This is a genomic window from Nocardia sp. NPDC003963, from assembly GCF_053605105.1.
Genome location: NZ_JBSGIP010000003.1, coordinates 32,495 through 48,398 on the forward strand (window position 1 = coordinate 32,495; position 15,904 = coordinate 48,398).

10 protein-coding genes are annotated in these 15,904 nt (G+C 68.7%); 1 reads left to right on the forward strand and 9 read right to left on the reverse strand.

Annotated features, from left to right (window positions below; translation table 11 throughout):
- Positions 1–3: 3 nt before the first annotated feature.
- From ACWEWT_RS10870 to ACWEWT_RS10905, 8 genes are all read right to left on the reverse strand, one after another.
- Positions 4–1,638: an FAD-dependent oxidoreductase gene (locus tag ACWEWT_RS10870; RefSeq protein WP_452558136.1), complete on the reverse strand. Its 1,635-nt coding sequence runs from the start codon at positions 1,636–1,638 to the stop codon at positions 4–6.
- The gene (locus ACWEWT_RS10875) at positions 1,635–3,866 is read right to left on the reverse strand and encodes a molybdopterin-dependent oxidoreductase (RefSeq protein ID WP_452558137.1); all 2,232 of its coding nucleotides are present in this window, start codon (positions 3,864–3,866) and stop codon (positions 1,635–1,637) included. The genes ACWEWT_RS10870 and ACWEWT_RS10875 overlap by 4 nt, the downstream gene beginning before the upstream one ends.
- A complete protein-coding gene (locus tag ACWEWT_RS10880; RefSeq protein WP_452558138.1) occupies positions 3,863–6,013 on the reverse strand; it encodes a molybdopterin-containing oxidoreductase family protein in 2,151 nt (716 codons plus the stop codon). Before ACWEWT_RS10880 ends, ACWEWT_RS10875 begins: the two co-directional genes overlap by 4 nt.
- 99 nt (positions 6,014–6,112) lie before the next feature.
- The gene (locus ACWEWT_RS10885) at positions 6,113–7,654 is read right to left on the reverse strand and encodes a class I adenylate-forming enzyme family protein (RefSeq protein ID WP_452558139.1); all 1,542 of its coding nucleotides are present in this window, start codon (positions 7,652–7,654) and stop codon (positions 6,113–6,115) included.
- A 203-nt stretch (positions 7,655–7,857) separates the two neighbouring features.
- Positions 7,858–9,108, reverse strand: coding sequence for a CaiB/BaiF CoA transferase family protein (locus tag ACWEWT_RS10890; protein ID WP_452558140.1), 1,251 nt, complete (start codon positions 9,106–9,108; stop codon positions 7,858–7,860).
- On the reverse strand, positions 9,105–9,806 hold the full coding sequence (locus ACWEWT_RS10895) for a PaaI family thioesterase (protein ID WP_452558141.1): 702 nt from the start codon (positions 9,804–9,806) through the stop codon (positions 9,105–9,107). Before ACWEWT_RS10895 ends, ACWEWT_RS10890 begins: the two co-directional genes overlap by 4 nt.
- Positions 9,803–10,576: an enoyl-CoA hydratase/isomerase family protein gene (locus ACWEWT_RS10900; protein ID WP_452558142.1), complete on the reverse strand. Its 774-nt coding sequence runs from the start codon at positions 10,574–10,576 to the stop codon at positions 9,803–9,805. The genes ACWEWT_RS10895 and ACWEWT_RS10900 overlap by 4 nt, the downstream gene beginning before the upstream one ends.
- A 7-nt stretch (positions 10,577–10,583) precedes the next feature.
- The gene (locus ACWEWT_RS10905; RefSeq protein ID WP_452558143.1) at positions 10,584–11,768 is read right to left on the reverse strand and encodes an aromatic ring-hydroxylating oxygenase subunit alpha; all 1,185 of its coding nucleotides are present in this window, start codon (positions 11,766–11,768) and stop codon (positions 10,584–10,586) included.
- Positions 11,769–11,847: 79 nt separating this feature from the next.
- Between ACWEWT_RS10905 and ACWEWT_RS10910 the strand changes: the two genes are divergently transcribed.
- Positions 11,848–12,486 (forward strand): TetR/AcrR family transcriptional regulator, encoded by a 639-nt coding sequence (locus tag ACWEWT_RS10910; protein WP_452558144.1) that lies wholly within the window; start codon positions 11,848–11,850, stop codon positions 12,484–12,486.
- Between the two features lie 24 nt (positions 12,487–12,510).
- Here ACWEWT_RS10910 and ACWEWT_RS10915 read toward each other — a convergent pair whose 3' ends face one another.
- Entirely contained in the window at positions 12,511–15,807 is a 3,297-nt protein-coding gene (locus ACWEWT_RS10915) for a protein kinase domain-containing protein (RefSeq protein ID WP_452558145.1), read from the reverse strand.
- Positions 15,808–15,904: the final 97 nt, after the last annotated feature.

Here is a 15,904-nt window from a genome sequence, read left to right on the forward strand (position 1 = left end):
GGCTCACTCCTCGGCACGACCGGCCGCGGCGACCCGTAGGGCGGCCGCGGGGTCGACGATCTTGACGCGCGGACGTCCCGATTCCTGCCCGCGCTGGCGCTCGTGCCGGTCGATCGCACGCCAGTCCGCGCCGCTCAACGCGTCCGGGCACCGACGGCGGATCAGCGCCGCGAATTCCGTTGCCGCCGCGGACGGCACGGGGAGCCGACCGCGCCGATGATCCGCCACGAGCGCCGCCACCGTTTCGGCCGCGCAGTACCGGTTCGTGCCGATCACTCCGGTCGCGCCGCGTTTGATCCAACCCGCCACATACTGGCCGGGGACCGGTGCACCGCTGTCCGGGTCGATCACCCGGCCCGCGATATTGGTGACCGTCGCCGTCTGCTCGTCGAACGGCAGGCCGGCGATCGGCAGGCCCCGGTATCCGGCGGCACGGATCACCAGGCCGCACCGGATCGACTCCGATATCCCGCTCTCGGTGCCGCGTACCACCAGCTCCTCGGCGCGCCCGCCGCCGTCGACCGCCACCGGTGTGGATCCGAAACGCAGCACGATCCGTTTGTTGCCCGGGGTCGGCCGATGCCGGGCGTACTCGGCCAGCACCCGCAGTTTCGTCGGAGCGTCCGGACCGGCGGCGACCGGGCCGTCCACCAGCACGTCGACCCCCGGCAGTGAACCCAGCGCCAGCAGTTCCGGGGTCGTGCAGGCCGCGTGTCCGGGGCCGCGCCGACCGAGGACGATCACCTCCTCCACCGAGCTCTGCGCGAGGGCCGCCAGTGCGTGGTCCGCGATATCCGTGCCGCCCAGCCGCTCCGCGCCGGTGACCAGGATGCGTGCGATATCGAGGGCGACATTGCCGTTGCCGACCACCACCGCGCGGCGCGCCGACAGGTCGAACCGGCGGCCGGCGTGGTCGGGATGGCCGTTGTACCAGGCGACGAATTCGCGCGCGGAGCGGCTGCCCGGCAGGTCCTCGCCCGGGATCCCCAGCCGGCGGTCCCCGGCCGCACCGGACGCGTGGAGCACGGCGTGGTGGTGTTCCAGCAGTTCCGCCGTCGTCACGTCGCGCCCCACCTCGACTCCGAGATACATGCCGAACCCGGCGCGGCGCGCGGTGCGCGCGAAGACCCGGTCCACCGTTCTGGTGCGCCAATGGTCCGGGGCCACCCCGAAACGCACCAGCCCACCGGCCACGGGCAGCCGTTCCAGCATGGTCACCTCGGCGGCGATATCGCGGCGGGCCAGGAGTTCCTCCGCCGCGTAGAACGCGGCGGGACCCGATCCCACGACGGCCACCCGCAGCGGTTCGGGTACTCCGACGGCGGCGGTCGCGATCGACAGCGGCAGCGGCTGCACATGTGCTCCCGGCGCCGCTTCTCGCGGATGCTGTTCGTAGTACTCGGCATTCAGGTCGCGGTAGCGCTGCTGCTCGGGCCGGAGCCGGTCCGCGGACGTGATGGCGTCCACCGGGCACACATCGGCGCAGGCCCCGCAGTCGATACAGGTACCCGGATCGATATAGAGCATCTCGGTGGTCCGGTAGGCGCGTTCGGCCGGTGTGGGATGGATACAGTCCACCGGGCAGACCGCGACACAGGTGGCGTCGTTGCAGCAGTTCTGGGTGATCACATAGCTCATCGGGGGTCCTCCTCGCGGCAGCGGGTGACGGTGACCGGCACCCCGTTGAAGATCGGTGCCGCGGTCAGTGGCTCGAGTGCGGCGGTATCGTCCACCAGCGCGTTGTAGTCGGCACCGGGTGCGGCGGCCGAACGGGTGGTCCGCAGCCCGGGGCCGCGGTGCCCCCAGCCGTGCGGCATGCTCACCACGCCGGGCCGCAGCGCGGTATCGATACGCAGTTCCGCGGTGACCGAGGCGACCGGGGAGCCGACCAGGACCCGGTCCCCGTCGACGAGCGCGCGCCCGGCCGCGTCCGCCGGGTTCATCAGCAACGCGCACTGACCGTCGTCCGGCTGTGGCAGGGCGTTGTGCAACCACGAGTTCATGGCCCGCCGCTGCCGCCGGTTGATGAGCAGCAGCTCCGGCACCGGCCGGGCGAGACTCGCGCGCAGGCGCGCGATATCGGCGACGATCGGCTCCGGGACCAGGTCGATCCGGCCGTCCGGGGTGCGCAGCACTTCGGGGAGGCGCGGCCGCAGCGGACCGTAGTCGATGCCGTTCGGGTCGGCCTCGAGCAGGGCGAGGGTCAGGCCGCCGGGTACTTCACCGAAGCGGTCGCCGTAGGGACCACTGCGCAGCCGCAGGTCCAGTAGCCGCTCGGGTCCGCGGCGGCCCGCCGTCGCCGCGAGGACCCGATCGAGCTCGGCACCGGCCAGTTTCGCGGCCCGGCGCGCGGCGACCGCGGCGACGGCATCGTCCAGTTCCTCCGGTGTCCGGCCCGTTTCGCCCTTGGCGAGGGCGGCCAAGCGCAGCAGGATCTGCCATTCGGCCGGTTCGCCGTCGGCGCGGTCCAACAGCGGCGGTGTGTAGCGCGCGACATTGCGGACCTGGAAATGCGCGAGGGTCACATCGTGATGCCCGCGGGTCGTCAGCGGTGGCGGCGGCAGGATCACATCGGCGTATCGGGTCGTCTCGTTGACGTAGCAGTCCACCGACACCATGAATTCCAGTTCCCGCAGCGCCTTTTCGACCCGTCCGGTGTTCGGCAGCGACCGCGCGGGATTGCCCGCCACCGTGAGCAGGGCGCGGGTACGACCCGGTCCGGGGGTCAGGATCTCCTCGGCGAGACATACCGCGGGTAGTTCGCCCATGGCCTCGGGCAGCCCGCGCACCCGCGACCGCCACCGGCCGACCATCGGGCGCACGGTGGATATCGGCCAGGTGTTCGGACCGCCGGCGGGCGGCAGCGCGAACATCGCGCCGCCGGGCCGGTCCAGGTTCCCGGTGACGATGGTGACCACCTCGACCAGCCAGTTCGCGAGGGTGCCGAACTCCTGCATACAGCTGCCCATCCGGGAATGCGCCACCGCCGAATCGGCCGCCGCGAACCCCTGGGCGACCCGCCGCACGAGCTCCGGATCGATACCGCAGGCTGGGCCGACCACCTCCGGCGGGAATTCCCGCGCCAGTTCGAGGACCTCGGCCACCCCGTGCACCTGTTCCGGAATCCGATGCGGTCGGATCGTGTGCTCGGTCGCGATCACCGACAGCACACCGAACAGGAACAGCGCGTCGGTACCGGGTCGGATCGGCACATGCAGGTCGGCGAGGGCGGCGGTATCCGTGCGGACAGGATCGACCACGACGAGGGTCCCGCCGCGGGCGCGGAGCCGGCGCAACCGGTCGGCCATCCCGGGTGCGGTGACGGTACTACCGTTCGACACCACGGGATTCGAACCGAGAATGAGCAGATAGTCCGTGCGGTCGATATCCGGCAGGCTCAGCCCCAGCCCGGTGCCGTACAGCAGGATATGCGCGAGGTTCTTCGGCCAGGTATCGACGCTGGCCGGTGAGTAGATACCGCGCGTACCGAGCGCGGCGATCAGTTCGCCCAGGTAGAAGGTCGTATCCAGATGGTGCGCGCCGGGATTTCCGTGATAGATCGCGCAACTGCCCGGATCGCCGGTCACGAATTCGGGTAGGCGGCGGGCGATCTCGTCGAAGGCCTCGTCCCAGGTCGCCGCGCGGAATTCCCCGGCAGCCGTCCGCAGCAGCGGCGTGCGTACCCGGTCCGGGTCGGCTTCCAGCGCACCCAGACCGAGACCTTTCGCGCAGCTGTGCCCCGCGCTGAACACATCGCGCGCGTTGGGGGCGATCCGGGTGATCCGCCGGTCGTCGATATCGACGAGCAGGCCGCAGGTCGATTCACACAGCGGACAGATGCGGTGCGCGCCGCGCAGGGTCGTCATATCGCCTCCGGGGTCGGGCGCGGCGCGGGTTCGACGGCGACCGGAACGGCCGTCAGGGTCGGCATCGCGTTGATCGTCTGCGCCCCGGCGGTGCCGGTCAGCGCGTTGACATTCACTCCGGACTCCTCGTCCGGGTCGAGGGATCCGAAGCAGTGGGTCATCGTCACGGTGCCCGGCGCGACCGTATCGTCGGCGCGTACGGTCGTCCGGACCCGGCCGGCCGCGCCGCGCACAATGACCGCGGCACCGTCCACCAGGCCGTAGGCGGTGAGATCGTCGGGGTGCAGGGCGGCCGGGTTGGTAGCCCCGGGTACCAGGCCGGGCACCCCGATACCGGTCGAATTGACGGCCTCCCGGATGCGGCGCACCGTCAGACGCAGCGGAAACCGTTCTGCCACAGCCTGTTCGCCGAGCGCGGCCCGTAGTTCCGAGCGGACATCGGCGGGCATCAACCGCAGGCGGTGCCCGGCGGCGCCGGGCTCCGGCGGGCCGACCACCGCGTCCCCGATATCTGCCGGATGACCGTGCGGTGCGCTCGTGAGTTCGCCGAACGGCACCCGTCCGCGTTCGGTCATCATGGCCAGCAACTGGTCCGCGGTGGGTGGCCGATCCGGATCGAGAATCCGGCCGGCGAACTTCACCGGTTGCCCGGACGCCACCGCGAGGTCGAGGAAGAACCGCCAGTCGTCGATCGTCCCCGGCGGCGGATCCAGTACCGCGGGTGTGTACTGGGCGAAGGGACGCGGAAAGAACGGTTCCATGATCGCGGTGTGATCGGCGCGCTCGTACATGGTCGTGGGGGCGATGACGTAATCGGCCAGGCGGGCGGTATCCGAGAGCCGGGGGTCGACGCAGACCAGCAGGTCCAGTGAACGCAACGCCCGCAGTGTCTTCGCCCGCCCGGGCAGCGCCGCCGCCGGATTGCCGCCGGAGACGATCAGCGCGCGCACCCGGTCGGGGCCCGGCGCGAGGATCTCGTCCGCGAGAATGCCGGACGGTAGTTCACCACGGATCGCCCGCACACCGTCGATCCGGCTGCGGAACCCGTGTTCGTAGGCCCGCGCCGGCGCCGCCACTTCGGCCCGTGCGGGGACCGGGCGGGTGAGTACCGCCCGGTCGTCCGCGCGTTCGCCCTCCCGTGGATAACGGCCGCACACCACGTTCAAGGCCGCCACCAGATGTTCGGCGAGATTCGAATGCGGGCCCATACACACACCGGTGCCGGTGGTGGCCATCCCACGGTTTCCGTCGGCGAATACGCGGGCGGCCGTCACCAACCGATTCTCCGGGACACCGCAGATATCCCGCACCAGCGCGGGCGTCACCGGCGCGACAGCCGCCTCGAGTTCGCCCAGGTCCGCGACATATCGGGCACAGAAGTCCGCATCGTGACGCCGTTCGAGGAGGATCACCCGTACCAGACCGGCGAACAGTACAGCGTCGGTGCCGGGCCGGGGCGCCAGATGCAGATCGGCGAACGCGGCGGTTTCGGTGCGGCGCGGATCCACCACGATCAGCCGCAGTCCACGCGCACGAGCGGCCCGCAGGGTGACCGAGGGGTTGTGCACCACGGCCCCGTCACCGTCGCCACCGTTCCCGGAGACAACCGGGTTCGTGCCGGCCAGCAGCCAGACATCGGCATCCTCGAACCGCTGGCGGCCGCCGAGGTAGCTGCCCATTCGTTCGGCTACCACCCATTTCGCCGACTGATCGATCGTCATGGTGGAGAACAGCTTGTGCGAGCCGGTACCGCGGAACCAGGCCCGTGCGAGCAGCGGAGTGAGGGCCGCGAAATTCTGCTGGGTACCCGTGTACAGGGCCACGGCGTCCGGCCCGTGCCGCTCGACGATGCCGCGGAGGCGCTGCGCGATCTCGTCCACCGCCACGGCGACCGGCACCGGCCTGTGTTCGCCTGTGCCGGTGCGACGCAGCGAACTCGTCAACCGGTCGGGTCCGTGCGCGAGGTCGCCGGCCCGCCGGCCTTTCGGGCAGGTGTAGCCGCCGGAGATCGGGTGCTGCGCGTCGCCGAGGACCCGCGCGATCCGGCCGTCCTCGATATCGAGCAGCACCCCGCACGAGGAGGCACACAGGCGGCAGTACGAGACGCAACGCCGGGCGGAGGTACCGATTTCATCAGCAGCGGCCATCGCGGTTCCTCTCCCCGGCCATCGGCCCGGACGACCCCTCATCGCGCCGTCCCGGCCGGATCCGCGCACAGCGGACGATCGCCGGCCACGGTGGGAAACTCATGCGCCGGCGGGCCGACCCTCGACCACGACCGCTTCGGCGGGCACCTCCGGAAACCGCTTCCGCAGCATCGGTTTGGCGAGTTTGCCCGAGAAGGTACGTGGCAACGGTTCACCCAGTGCCACAGCATGTTTCGGTCGTTTGAATTTGGCGAGATCCGTCGACGAGACGTGGGCGATATCGGCGACGATCTCGGCGGCGGGACGCTCGCTGTGGAACACCACCATCGGTACCTCGCCCCACCGGTCGTCGCGCACCCCGATCACCGCGAGATCGACCAGACCCTCGATCGCGTGCAGTGCCCGCTCGATCTCCGCCGGATACACATTCAGGCCGCCGGAGATCAGCATGTCCTTACTCCGGTCCACGATCTTGAGGAACCCGCTCTCGTCCTGCAGGCCCAGATCACCGGTACGCAGCCATCCGTCCACCAGCGTGGCCGCCGTCGCCTCCGGTTTGTTCCAGTACCCGCGCATCACGTGTTCGCCGCGCACCAGGATCTCCCCGACCTCACCGGGCGGTGTATCGACCCCGGGGTCACCGATCTTGACCTGCGTACCGACCAGCGCGAGCCCGGCGAATCCGGGCCGGCTGCGGGCATCGGCGAAGCTCAGCGTGGAGACCATACCCGACGCCTCGGTGAGGCCGTAGGCCTGGGTGAGCGGAATCCCGTGCGAACGATAGAAGTCGACCAGGTCCAGGCTCACCGGAGCACCCCCGGTACCGGCGTAGGTGAACTTCGCCAGCTTCCGGGATCCGAAATCGGGCAGGGTGGTCATCCGTTCCCAGATCACCGGCACCGTGGTGGTCGCGGTGATCTGCTCGCGTTCCAGGGTGTCCAGCGCGATCTCCGGATCGTATTCGCGGAGCAGCACCATGGTCGCGCCCGGAACCACCACCAGTTGCATGAAGATCGACAGCACCGACCCGGTGTACACCAGGGGTGCCGAGCACAGCACCCGGTCGCGGGCGGTGAACCCGTGGCTGACGGTCTGCGAGATACCCGGCGCCATCGCGCTGCGATGCGTGACCAGGGCGCCTTTCTGGACACCGGTGGTGCCGGAGGTATAGCAGATGAAGGCCGGGTCGTCGCCGGCTATATCCACTCGGACCGCCGGACCGGGATCGAGCAGATCGCCGTACGGGCGATGCGCGTCGCCACCGATCGCGAAGGTCTCGAATTCGGCCTGTCCGGCGGCGACCTCCAGCAGCGGCGCGAAATCGTCCTCCACGATCACCACCCGCGGCGCCGAATCCAGCACCATCGGGGCCAGTTCCTTGGCGGTGAGCCGGAAGTTCAGCGGAACGCTGATGGCGCCGAGTTTGAGCGTGGCCAGGATGATGTGCGCCAGTTCCGGGCGGTTGAGCATCATGACCGCGACCCGGTCGCCCTTGCCGACCCCGCGGGCGGCCAGACCGCGGGCGAGCGCGTCGGTGACCGCGTCCACCTCGGCCCAGGTCTCGGCGGTATCGCCGAACACGACGGCCTGCTGGTCCGGGCGGGTCTTGCCCCAATAGCGAGTCAAGTCCGCAAGATTCATCTGAGCTCCTCGTGATCCGCCGGAGACGCCGGCCGTAGACAGGGGCGATGTGATCGCGCTCACTACGTGCCGTAAACCTAACACCTGTAGATAGCTGGGGCAATACCCGATTTCGGCGATATGCCCGTATCCACCCGCGCGCACGCCGACGACACCCGCGGTGGAACACACACCGGGGCGTCGACTACGTGGGTATCGCCGGATCAGCCTTCCGCGAAGGCTCCTTCACGTATCGATTGCCCAGTGGTAGCCGTGGCGATCCGCTCGTCGTCGTATCCCGCTATCTCACGCAACACCCACGTGGTATCGGCCCCCACCGCCGGTGGAAGAGCGGGCGCGAACTTCTCCCCCGCCACCCGGACGGGACTCACCAGGAACTCGAGCTCTCCGGTGCCCTCGCACTCGACGCGATAGGTGTTCTCCCGCGCCCGGAAATGCGGATCGGCGAGCATCTCGGACACGGTATTGACCGGGCCGCCGGCGATCTGCTGCTCGACGAACAACTGCACCCACTCGGCCCTGGTCCGCTGCGCGAAGATCTCGGTCAGCGCCCGCCAGACGAGATCGGCGCGCGCGGGCGCCTCGTCGTCGGTGCCGGTCAGGTCGACCTCGACCAGATCGTCCCGGCCCACCGCGACCAGGAAATTGCGCCAGAACTTCTCCACATGGGACCCGAAGAGGATCGCCGCGCCGTCCTTGGTGCGGTATGCCTCCAGCCGTGGCCAATCCGGCAGCCGACCGTCCGGTAGCCAGGTGGGCCGGGGCATCGACCGGTCACGGTTCAGCTCCGCGTCGGCCAGATCCGGCATCCACACCGCCGCGATATCGATCCCGGACACCTCCACCCGGCATCCGGCCCCCGTGCTCGCGGCCCGGTGCAGCGCCGCGAGCAGCCCCATCGCCCCGTAGGCGCCGAGCGCGTACATGGCGATCGGCGGGCTGGTCGAGCCGGCGATACCGGCGACCGGCGGTTCGTCCGGGGTGGTCACTTCGCGCAGTCCCGCGTAGGCGTCGAACACCGGGCCACCGGTGCCCAGCGTGCGATAGGGGCCGTCGGTGCCCATCCCGGATACGGTGCACAGCACGATCTTCGGATTCACGGCGCGCAGTGCGTCGAAGCCGATACCGAGCCAGTCCAGATATCCGCCGCGCATCCCCTCGATCACCGCGTCGCAGGAGCGCGCCAGATCGAGGAACGCCTGCTTCCCCGCCGGTGTCCGCAGATCGAGTGCCACGGACCTCTTGCCCCGGTTCCAGCGCAGATGCATGAATGCCGGACCGTCCGGCGCGCCTACCGCGCGGCTACCGCCGACCCGCACCGGATCACCGCCCGGCGCGGCTTCGACCTTGATCACCTCGGCACCGAGATCGGCCAGATGCCCACCCAGTGACGAGGGTGCGAGCTGGGCCACCTCGAGTACCCGCACGCCGTTCAGCAGCGAGAAGCCGCTCATCGCCCGGCTCCTTCCTGTCCGTCGGAAATATTGTGTGTCTGTTCGGGTTTCAGTTCGATCCACAGACCATCGGCCTCGGCGAGCAACCGATCACCGTGATGGAGAGCGCCACGCAGGAAACGCTTGCGGCCCTCCTGCCGGACGAAATGAGCTGTCACCGTCAGTTCGGTGTGCAACGGCGCCGGCGCCCGGAAATCGACACCGAGATGCGCGGTCCGCGCCCACGGCCGGCCGTGATTGGCGAGCCTGGCCAGGATCTCGTCGAAGACCAGCGGCGTGACGCCACCGTTCATCGCGTACCGCCCGGAATGGAAGCGACCCACCGTGATCCGGCCCCGCGCCGAGGTCGCGGTGATCTCGTCGAGATGCAGCGGCGGCGCCAGCGCGTGCCCGCGCCCGGCCAGATCCCAGCGCTTGCCGGCAGTCTGGGCATCCTCGTCGACTTCGAATTCCCGCATCGCGGCGGCGATCTCCGACAGGCGCGCACCCGCCGCGGCGGCGACCGCCGGCGTCGGGCGGCTCCTGGTGACCGCTTCCTGAACGGCCCGCAGCGCCCGGACGAGTGCGGCGTATTCGTCACCGGACTCGCTGGTCGGCAGGAACGGATCGTCCCAGCCCAGGTCATTCGCGCCGGGCCCACCGGACACAGCCGAGGTCCCGGCGCGCTCGTACCGCGGTACAACCCCCGGCCCGCTCATACCTCGACCTCCGGAACCCGACCCCGGCTTGCGAAGAACGACGAGAACATCTCGGAGATCGGCTGCTCCGCCAGGTTCGACCGCACCGCGGCGTTCTCCCGGTCGAACCGGTCACGCAGACTCCGGCCCGCGCCTTCCAGCAGCAGCGCCTTGATCTCCCGTAACCCCTCGGCGGGCCGCTCGGCCATCAGCTGCGCGAGGTCCACCGCGACCGCGGCGACATCGACCGCGTAGCGATGCAGCAACCCGATCCGATGGGCCTCGGCGCCGCGCACCTCGCGCGCCGTCAACAGCAGGTCACGAGCGTGCGCCCCGCCGATCAGCGAATCGAGCAGCCAGCTGAGGTTCACACCACCGTATTTCGCGGCGGAGACCGCCATCGAGGTCCCCGCCCCACCGACCCGCAGGTCCGAACACACGGCCAGCATGGTGCCCGCGCCGTGCGCCGCGCCGTGCACGGCCGCCACGGTCGGTTTGGGAAAGGTGACGTACCGCCACAGCAGTTCCTCGCGCTCGGCGGTCGCGGCCACGGCCTGAGCGGGTGTGAGGGCGGCGAGTTCGGCCAGATCGTATCCGGCGCTGAACGCCCGGTCGCCCGTGCCGGCGAGGATCACGGCCCGCACCGAATCGTCGGCCGCGGCCGCGGACAGCTCGTCGTCCATCCGCCGTTGCGCGGACAGGGTGATCGCATTGCGCACCGCGGGCCGGTTCAGGGTCAGCCGCAGCACCCCCGGAGCGGGCCGGTCCACGAGGAGATCGTTATCACTCACGACGCCGCTACCGGGTGGGCACCGGCGCGGCCGTGCGCTCCCGATCGAGCGTGGCGACATCGGCGGCGACCATATTGTGGAACATCTGACCGGGCAGTTCGTTACGGCCGTAGATCAATTCGCGGACCTGGCCGTGCGCGGCATTGTCGGTGATCGTCTTGGTGACGAACCAGTCCTCGGCGTGCAGGGTCTCCATGAGCAGTTCCCAGTTCTTCTCCAGGATCCGCTCCTCCCGCGGCGTCTCCGGCTTGCGAGGTGACAGCAGCCGGATGGTGCAGTAGCTGACGTTGGGGTCGTCCTTGTCCGGGACGATGGTCCAGACCTCGAAGTGGTTGGGCTCGGTGACCAGCATGGTGCCCGGATACACCGTGTAGTTCGCCAGCGAGTAGTCACGCACGTCGAAGCTGTCGGGATCGGCGTCTCGTACCTCGGTGATCGCCTTACGCGCCACTACCAGCCGCCAGGACCGGCCCACCGGGTCGAAGGCGGTGATATTGCCCTCGAGGTAGTTGCAGACCGTCTTGGTGTGCAACTGACACAGGTGATAGGAATCCTGCACCCCGTCCACGGCGATCTTCCAGTTCATACCCAGCCGCCAGGTCTCTTTGCGGACCTGATAGGAGCCGGCCATCCCGGTATCGGTGACCTCGGCGTCGTGTTTGGGCCCGAGTACCGCGGCGATATCCAGCTCCGCGCCCACGGTCGGCACCACCCAGATCAAGCCGTGCCGCACCTCGCACGGGAACTCGACCAGTCCGTATTCCGAGCGGTCCATACCCTCGAATCCGTCGGCGTGCGGTAGCCCCCGTAGCGACCCGTCCTTGCCGTAGGACCAGTTGTGATAGGGGCAGGAGAAGACCCGCTTGCACCCCGACTCACCGAATTCGACCTTCGAACCACGGTGCCGGCACACATTCGAGAAGGCCTTCACACTGCCGTCGTTCTGTTTCACCACCAGCAGCGGAGTGCCGATCAGCTCGGTGGTCAGGAAATCGCCGGACTTCTGCAGTTCGTCGACGTGCGCCACGATATGCGGAAACCGGCGCACCACCTCGCGTTCCTTGACGGCCAGCTCCGGATCGTCGAACACCGCGAAGGGCACGCGGAGCAGATCGTCCGCATAGTCGGTGGTGTCGTTGTCCACATGAGCGATCAGCCGCTGCGTGAGCCTGATCTTCTCCTCGCGCTCCATACGATCGAGCGTGGCACGTGATACAAATTTTGTCTAGCGTCTTATCTAAAGCTTTTCGATAAATGTCAGCCTTGGTACGGTGCGATCCGTGACAGCGAGCGGTACGAAGACAGTGAACGACGCACGGACGGCCATCCTGGGCGCGGCGGAATCGTGCTTCGCCCGTTACGGCATCACCAAGACGACCATGGAAGACGTGGCGCGCGCGGCGTCGGTCTCCCGGGCCACGGTGTACCGCTATTTCACCGACCGCGATTCACTGGTCGCCGAATCCGTGACCCGCCGGGCCCGGGCGAACATGGGTCCGGCCCGCGCCGGTATCGCACGCTGGACGGCGATCGAGGACAAGCTGGTCGAAGGAATCTGCGAGGACATCCGCAAGGGCATGCTCGACCCGATGATGCACCGCCTGGTCTCGCCGGAGGAGATGATCCTGTCCACTGCGCTGCTCACCGATTCCGGACGCGCGGTCGAGCTCACGTACGAATTGTGGGAGCCGGTACTCGCCGCGGCGCAGCGGACCGGCGAGATCCGGCCGGAGCTGGATCTGCGCCTGGTCTGCGAATGGATCTCCGAAATCGAGATCATGTACATCAGCCGCGGCGCCGAGGAAGCGAGCTCCCTGGATCGGGTGCGCGAGAAGATCCGCGCATTCGTGGTGCCGGCCCTCGTCACGGACGCCGGGCGACACCAGCGGGATACGAAACCCGAGCGCTGACCCGTCCCGCGCCGGCCCACGGTGTCAACCGTTCTTCGGCAAGTTCTGCTCGGCGACCCAGGCGGCGATCTGGGCCCGCGAGGTGAATCCGAGCTTGGTCAGAATATGTTCGACATGTCCCTGCGCGGTGCGCTGCGAGATCATCAGCCGGGCGGCGATCGCCTTGTTGGTCAGCCCTGTGGCGACCAGATGGGCGACATCGTGTTCGCGTTTGGTCAATCCCGATGTGGGTCCCGCGCGCGCGGTCTGCGACCGCTCCCCCAGGGCGTAGTCGATCGCGGCGTCGAGATCCATGGCGTTTCCCTCCCGGAATGCCGCGCCGAACGATTTCTCGCCCAGCCTGCGTCGCGCCGTACGCACACACTCGTCGTGGTGCACCACAAGTTTCGAGAAAATGGCGGTCGAGCTCCCGGTCGCCCGGGACAGCACCTCCGCCGCACCCATGAGCACAGAGACCTTCCGTGCGTTCTCGTCGACGCCGATGACCCATGCCAATGTCTCCAGGACGGTGGCCGCCATGAGCGGGTCCTTCAACAGCCTGGTGGACCGCAGCGCATCGCGCAGCAGCCGCGGCGGACGCTCGGTCTCACCGAGATGCCAGGCGGCGACAGCGGTGGCCCATAACGCCGGAGCCCGGTCGACATCGTCGTGCCGGGCTTCCACCATCGCGACAGCCTTCTCGTGATACGGGAGTGCCGCCGCACTGTTCCCCTGCAATTCGTATGCCCACCCGATCGAGAGCAGTACCGAGACCTGCCCGTAGGTATCACTGCCCTGAGCGCCGAGTACAGCGAGAGCCGCCTGCAGTGGCGCGGGCGCCCGCTGCGGCTCACCGCTGAAGACCGCGTGGTTGCCCTCGGTGAAACCGGCGTACGCGTGGACCAGCGGATCATCGGTTCGATCGGCGAGGGTGCGCGCATCGCGCGCCGCCGCGTCCGCCGCGGCGGAGTCGCCCTGAGCGTCGGACAACATACATGCCGCCTGCAGCACCTTTGCCCGCGCGGGTGTCGGCCGGGCAGCACCGTTGGCGAGCACCCGGTGATACCAATAGAGAGCCTCGTCCAGTCGGCCACGAGCCAGCCAGAACAGTCGTAGCGTGATCGCGAACGACAATCCGGCATCGGGATCCCGCTCGTCGTCGGTCAGCGAGAAATCCAGCGCCGCACGCAAGTTGGGTGTCTCGCGGTCGAGGCGTTCGATCCAGTCGAGCTGGGTCGCGCCGGCTCGGTCGCCTTCGGTGCCTTCGGCCAACTGCCGGTACCAATCCCGGTGCCGACGGCGCAGATCCGCGTATTCGCCCGCCTCGTCGAGTTTCTCGCGACCGTAGTCACCGACGGTCTCGAGCAAGCGGAATCGCACCAGTGAACCCGACTCCTCCCGAATCAGTATCGACTTGTCCACCAGCGCTCCGAGCACGTCGAGCAGGTCCTCGCCTTCGGGATCGCACCGACACACCTGTTCGGCGGCATCGAGCGCGAAACTGCCCACGAACACCGACATCCGGGCCCAGACCAGTTGTTCGGCCGGGCTGCACAGGGAGTAACTCCAGTCGGTGCACCATCGCACGGTCTGGTGGCGGCTCGGTACGCCGCGATTGCGACTGGTCAACAACGCGAAGCGATCGGTCAACCGCTGGAGGATCTGCTCGGGTGACAACGCTCGGAGACGGGCGGCCGCCAACTCGATCAGCAGGGGGAGCCCGTCCAGGTGCCGGCAGATCTCGGTGACAGTGGCGACGTTGTCCTCGGTGAGTGCGAACTCGGGTACTGCCGCGGCGGCGCGTTCGACGAACATCCCGACCGCGTCGTAGCGAGGCGCGGCCGATACCGACGGCGGCTGCCGGTCCGAGTCGGGAACGGGTAGCGACGGAACCCGCAGCACCGCTTCCCCGAGCACGTTCAAGGCCTCACGGCTGGTCGCGAGAATACGCAGCCCCGGACAGGCCAGGAGTAGATGTTCGGCGACCGCGGCCGTATCGGCCACGACATGTTCACAGCAGTCGAGCACCAGAAGCACCTGTTTCGAGGCCAGGTGGGCGACCAGGATATCCAGTACCGGCTGCCCGGCCGCGCGGATCCCCGCCGCGGCGGCGATCACCGTCGGCAGCAGCGCACCATCGCGCACTTCCCCGAGCTCGGCCAGCCACACCCCGTCGTCGAAATCCGGTTTCACACTTGTCGCGGCCCGCAACGCCAGACGCGTCTTGCCGACCCCGCCGATACCGGTCAACGTCACCAGCCGGGAACTCCCCAGCAGTCTCTTGACCGCGGCCAGTTCTTTACGCCGACCGACGAAGTTCGTCATCTCGAGAGGAAGCATTCGCTTTTCCTCGACCGCGGGCCGTAATGGCAGCGGCGGCTGCGTCCGCGGCAGGTCCGCGGTCGAGGGGACGGACCGCACCGCTTTCCCGGTTTCCGGCCGAGGGCCCGACCCGACCGGCAATGCGATCTCGTCGACCGGCCATCCGCGCGCTGCCTGCACCCGCTGCAATTCCGCACCCAGCGCCTGCGCGGTGGGCCGCCGTTCAGGATCCCGGGCCATCGCGTGTTCGATCACCCGCGCGAGATCCTCGGCGATCTCGTACTCGCGCGGGTCCGGGACCGGCTGGGTGGTTATCCGCAGGAATTGGGCCACCACCTCTTCCCCACTGCGGCGCTCGAACGCCGCATGGCCGGTCGAGACGGCGAACAGTGTCGCGCCGAGACCGTACACATCCGCCGCCCGGGTGGGCTCCTCCCCCGACAGGACTTCCGGGGCCGTGAAGGCCGTCGAGCCTGTGATCGTTCCGGCGGCGGTGCGGAAATTATCTGAGACACGCGCGATCCCGAAATCGGTCAATACCGGTTCACCGTAATCGGTGATCAGGATATTGCTGGGTTTGATATCCCGATGCAGGATCCCGAGGCGATGCACAGTCTCGAGCGCCCCGGCGATCTCGACTCCCAGCCGAAGGGTTTCCGCCGTCGAGAAAGGGCCGTAGCGCCGGATCCGCGCGTGGACGGAACCGCGGGGATAGTAGGGCATCACCAGGTAGGAAAGGCCGGATGCGGTGGTGCCACCCTGCAACACCTCCACGACGTTCGGGTGTCCGGTCAACCGCCCCATTGCCAGCTGCTCCCGGACGAACCGATCCGCGTTTTCCTTTTCGAGGTCGGCGAGGAGCACTTTGACCGCGACAACGCGATCCAATCCGGTCTGAGCGCAGCGGTAAACCGCGCCGAATCCGCCTCGCCCGATCTCGAATGGATCGGTGAATCCGGCTGCTGCGAGTTTCTCGGCAATCGCGTGCGGCCGCGTTGCACTCGAGTCGATTTCCGGCATAGGCATTTCCTGCTCGAGAATGCCCCTCAGAATACCATTCTGCGCCGAGTGAACACCCGTTTGAACAAACGTCCAATGCTGATGACTCGAGCGTCCG